Annotated in this window: 5 protein-coding genes; 2 read left to right on the top strand and 3 right to left on the bottom strand. The window is 41.7% G+C overall.

Annotated features, from left to right (window positions below; translation table 11 throughout):
• Nucleotides 1-114: 114 nt before the first annotated feature.
• Complete coding sequence (locus AC3LHT_RS04880; protein ID WP_290668215.1) at nt 115-300, top strand: hypothetical protein; 186 nt, start codon at nt 115-117, stop codon at nt 298-300.
• Between the two features lie 48 nt (nt 301-348).
• On the opposite strand, the gene AC3LHT_RS04875 is transcribed toward AC3LHT_RS04880, so the two are convergent.
• From AC3LHT_RS04875 to AC3LHT_RS04865, 3 genes are read right to left on the bottom strand one after another with little or no spacing between them, the layout of a single operon-like run.
• Entirely contained in the window at nt 349-1,083 is a 735-nt protein-coding gene (locus AC3LHT_RS04875; RefSeq protein WP_290646842.1) for an amino acid ABC transporter ATP-binding protein, read from the bottom strand.
• Nucleotides 1,080-1,814 carry an amino acid ABC transporter permease gene (locus tag AC3LHT_RS04870; protein WP_290646844.1) on the bottom strand — a complete coding sequence of 245 codons (735 nt, stop codon included), beginning with the start codon at nt 1,812-1,814 and terminating at the stop codon, nt 1,080-1,082. Before AC3LHT_RS04870 ends, AC3LHT_RS04875 begins: the two co-directional genes overlap by 4 nt.
• 11 nt (nt 1,815-1,825) lie before the next feature.
• Complete coding sequence (locus AC3LHT_RS04865) at nt 1,826-2,596, bottom strand: transporter substrate-binding domain-containing protein (protein WP_290646846.1); 771 nt, start codon at nt 2,594-2,596, stop codon at nt 1,826-1,828.
• 643 nt (nt 2,597-3,239) lie between these two features.
• On the opposite strand from AC3LHT_RS04865, the gene AC3LHT_RS04860 reads away from it, so the two are divergent.
• A partial coding sequence (locus AC3LHT_RS04860) for an ABC transporter substrate-binding protein (RefSeq protein ID WP_488662139.1) occupies nt 3,240-3,999 on the top strand: 760 nt, incomplete at its 3' end.

The raw sequence follows: 3,999 nt of genomic DNA, 5'->3' as shown, positions 1-3,999 counted from the left end.
ACTTTAATAGGGTTAGGTTTAGGCCTAATGATAGCTGTTATAATCTCAAAAATAAAGCAAAACTAAAATTAAAAAGGAGATCAATAGAACATGCACCCACTATGGGGAATATTAATGATTGCAATAGGCTTGTTCATGTTAATCTGTGGCCTAATAAAAAGCGATTTTATTGTTTATCGTCTTATGGCTGCTCGCTCAAAGCTGCTATGGGGCAAGAATGTACATCGGTTTTATCAAATTGTGGGTGCAATTGTCATTGTTATTGGAATCCTTGTGGTTTTTGGAGTCATATGGCAATAACGAAGTTTGAAAGAGCCCTCAATGAGGGGAATTTTCAATCACCTCCCTTCACACTGCTTCAAGAAAATCATTCAAAAAATGCCTTACTCTTTTGTCGTTTGAAAGGAAGAATTGTTCTGGCGTTGTGTCATAGATAATTTGCCCTTCTTCCATATAAACAAGGCGATTTGCGATGTTTTTGGCAAAAGACATCTCGTGGGTTACCACAACCATGGTGATTCCACTTGCTGATAGCCTTTTTATAACAGTCATTACTTCCCCAACGAGCGACGGATCAAGAGCAGAAGTGGGCTCATCAAAGAGTATCAAATCAGGTTCCATAGCAAGAGCGCGTGCGATTCCCACCCTCTGTTGCTGCCCGCCAGAGAGCTGCGATGGGTAATGGTTAACTCTGTTAGCGAGATCCACTTCTTTGAGTTTTTTTAGAGCTAATTCTCTTGCCTGTGGCCATTTGAGACCTTTCACCTTGACCAAGCCGATAGCAACGTTGTCCAGAGCTGTCAGATGCCTGATCAGGTTAAATCGCTGAAAAACAAATCCTATTTTCGACCTTACGGCGCGCAACACCTTTCTATCTAGAATGACTTTTGAATTGTGAAAGTACACCTCACCCGAATCGGGGGGGATTAAATAATTCATGATCCTGAGCATGGTAGTTTTTCCTGCTCCTGATTTTCCAATGATAGCAACCACATCTCCTTTATTAACTGAGAAGGAAACATCTCTGAGGACCTGCGTATCTCCAAAGCTTTTATAAATATTTTTTAACTCTAAAACACTCATGGTATTGCAAGCCTCCTTTCAAGATATCGGCCGAGGATAGATAATGTGGAGGTCATTAACAGGTATATACCTGCAAGAACAAGATAAGCTTCAAGGGTTGCCAATGTCTGAGTACCTATTTGCCTTGCTCTCATTGTTATATCCCCGAGGGCAATCACTGAAACAAGTGAGCTGTCTTTTACAAGGCTAATGAGCTGCCCTATAAGTGGTGGAATTGATATACGAAAAGCCTGAGGAAGGATTATAGACCCCATTATCTGGTGATTGTAAAACCCGAGAGCAGCCCCGGCTTCTATTTCTCCTGGAGGGACTGCCTCTATTCCAGCTCTGAAAATTTCAGCTACATAAGCCCCTTCGAACAAAGAAAGGGAAATAACACCTGCGAGAAATCTATCTATATTTAAAACCGAACCCATACCGTAATATACGAGAAGTATGATAACCAGCAGTGGCATATTTCTAAAAAACCATACATACAAAGTTCCCAGTTCATTGAAAAAATCGATACGTGAAACGCGAGCCAAAGCAACTAACATTCCAATGGTAAGTGATAGCCCCAGAGAAAAGCCACTTATCTTGAGCGTCATCAGAATCCCATCAATAAATAGTTTGGAATATCTTGCAATTACTGTCCAATTAAAAGGATAGACTTTTGATAGAGAAAAGTATATAACAGCTGCAATTACCAAAAATAAAGAAATGCTGAGCACTCTTGCAAAGTTTCTACGCACAGAAATCCTCCTTACAAACCTGGTTCGTAATCAACGAACCATTTTTGCTGAAGTTCATCAACTATTCCTGCGGTTCTCAACCATTGAATATAGGTGTTAATCCACTGAAGCGCTTCAAGATCGCCTTTTCTTACAGCTACGCCAAGATCCTCTCGAGTCAGGAATTCGGTACCAGCCTTAAGGGCATCATATTTTTTGGCAATATAGCGAGCATAGATGGAATCTATGACCATTATGTCTGCCCTGCCTGATGCGACTTGAAAAGCAGCTTCATCCATGCTATCAAAGGTCAATATATTGGCATTTGGAAACAATCTGCGTGCTGCTTCATCACCAGTCGTACCAAGCTGGACAGCTATCCTTAGCTTATGGTTGGAGATATCTCCATATCTTGGCTCTTCTGTAAATTCTTTCGTGCTGTACACTATCACCTGCCCAACAGTTAAATACGGAATGCTAAAATCAACTCTAAGTGCTCTTTGAGGAGTGATAGTCATTCCAGACCAGATTATGTCGAACTTACCTGCCATGAGTGCCGGAATAATGCCATCCCAGTTGACCACTACAAATTCAAGCTTTACGCCAAGAATATCTGCCATGCGCTGAAGAAGTTCCACTTCAAGCCCGATTCTATTTCCGTCAATGTCTGTCCCGTAAAGTGGCATATAACCAGCATCCTGGCCAACTCTCAATACTCCACTTGCTCTGATATCATCGATCAAACTGCCAAAAACCAGTCCCGCAAAAACTACCAACAAAACAACAAGCCAAACTCTTCTCATAAGAACACCTCCAAAAATAAAAAAACCGGGCGATTTCTCGCCCGGTGATCTCTCTATCTCTTAAGCACGACTAAGCCGTGCTGCCGAGAAATCCCGGGCAACACCATTTAACGTGCTTCTTTATGTTTTTAACAATACAACTGTTGTAAATCATACTATTCACTCCATAAGATGTTTCGCCTATCATAGCAAATAAAGAGTCGCTCTGTCAAGTTACAATGATATTACTGAGCCATTTACAGATCCACAAAATGTTTTTTGTGGTCAAGCAGAGTCTTTCGGATTGTAATGGCTATTTTCAGAGATGTAAAAGGTCGTTGGATAATTTGTTTTTAGAATTGATTGATTTTTTGTGCGCCTATTAGAAACCTGTTGACGGATAATGTCATGACTGTTTTCGATTTCTTAACATAAAGCAGTTTGGGATATTGCAGGTGAGTGTGATATTATTGTGAAAATTCATTATTGGGAGAGAAAAATGAAGAAAGAGGAAATAACGATTAATTTCAGCGAGAAAAGATTTGCTATGAGCATGTATTGGTATATTTTCGGTCGAAGCCGGCCGTAGTATCGTTTTATACCAAATTTCCTCGGCCGGTGAAAGATACCGGCCTTTTTTTATAAAATCTAGGGAGGTGCTTGCATGAAAAAGTTTCTGATTGTTTTCGTCGTTTTAGCGAGTGTGCTTTCTCTCGCAACAATTAAGATAGGTGTTGTGTTACCTATGACAGGTGGAATAGCTGCCTTTGGAAGGATGGTCTGGGAAGGGGTAGAAGTTGCCCACGAACTTTTCCCGGATGTCAATGGTGAAACCATAGAACTCACAGTTTTTGACAACAGGAGTGACAAAATCGAGGCGGCCAATGCTGTAAGAAGGGCAATAGAAGTGGGAAAGGTTAATGCGATACTTGGTGAGGTTGCGAGTTCTTACAGTCTCTCTGGCGGAGCGGTAGCTGAAGAAAAGAAAACCCCAATGGTAACACCTTCTTCAACAAACCCCCTTGTAACTTCTGGCAAGAAGTACGTTTCAAGGGTCTGTTTCATTGACCCATTCCAAGGCTGGGCCGCAGCTATTCTGGCACATGAAAATCTTGGTGTCAGGAATGTGGCCATTTTTATGGATGTTGAGCAAGATTATGCTGTCGGCCTTGCCAATTTCTTTATGCAAACTTTCCAGGAACTCGGAGGGCATGTGTTCTTCGAATACTACAAAAGTGGCGACCAGGATTTCACAGCCCAGATTTCCGATGCCATGTTGACTGGTGCGGAAGCGTTATTCATCCCCGGCTATTATCAGGAAATCGCTTTGATTGCCATTCAAGCCAGACAACTTGGATTCTTTGGCCCATTGATAACAGGTGATGGAGCCGATGCTCCTGAAACGATTTCCATTGGCGGAGATG

This window comes from Kosmotoga sp. (assembly GCF_982836095.1).
This window is presented reverse-complemented; position numbering and strand designations above follow the sequence as displayed.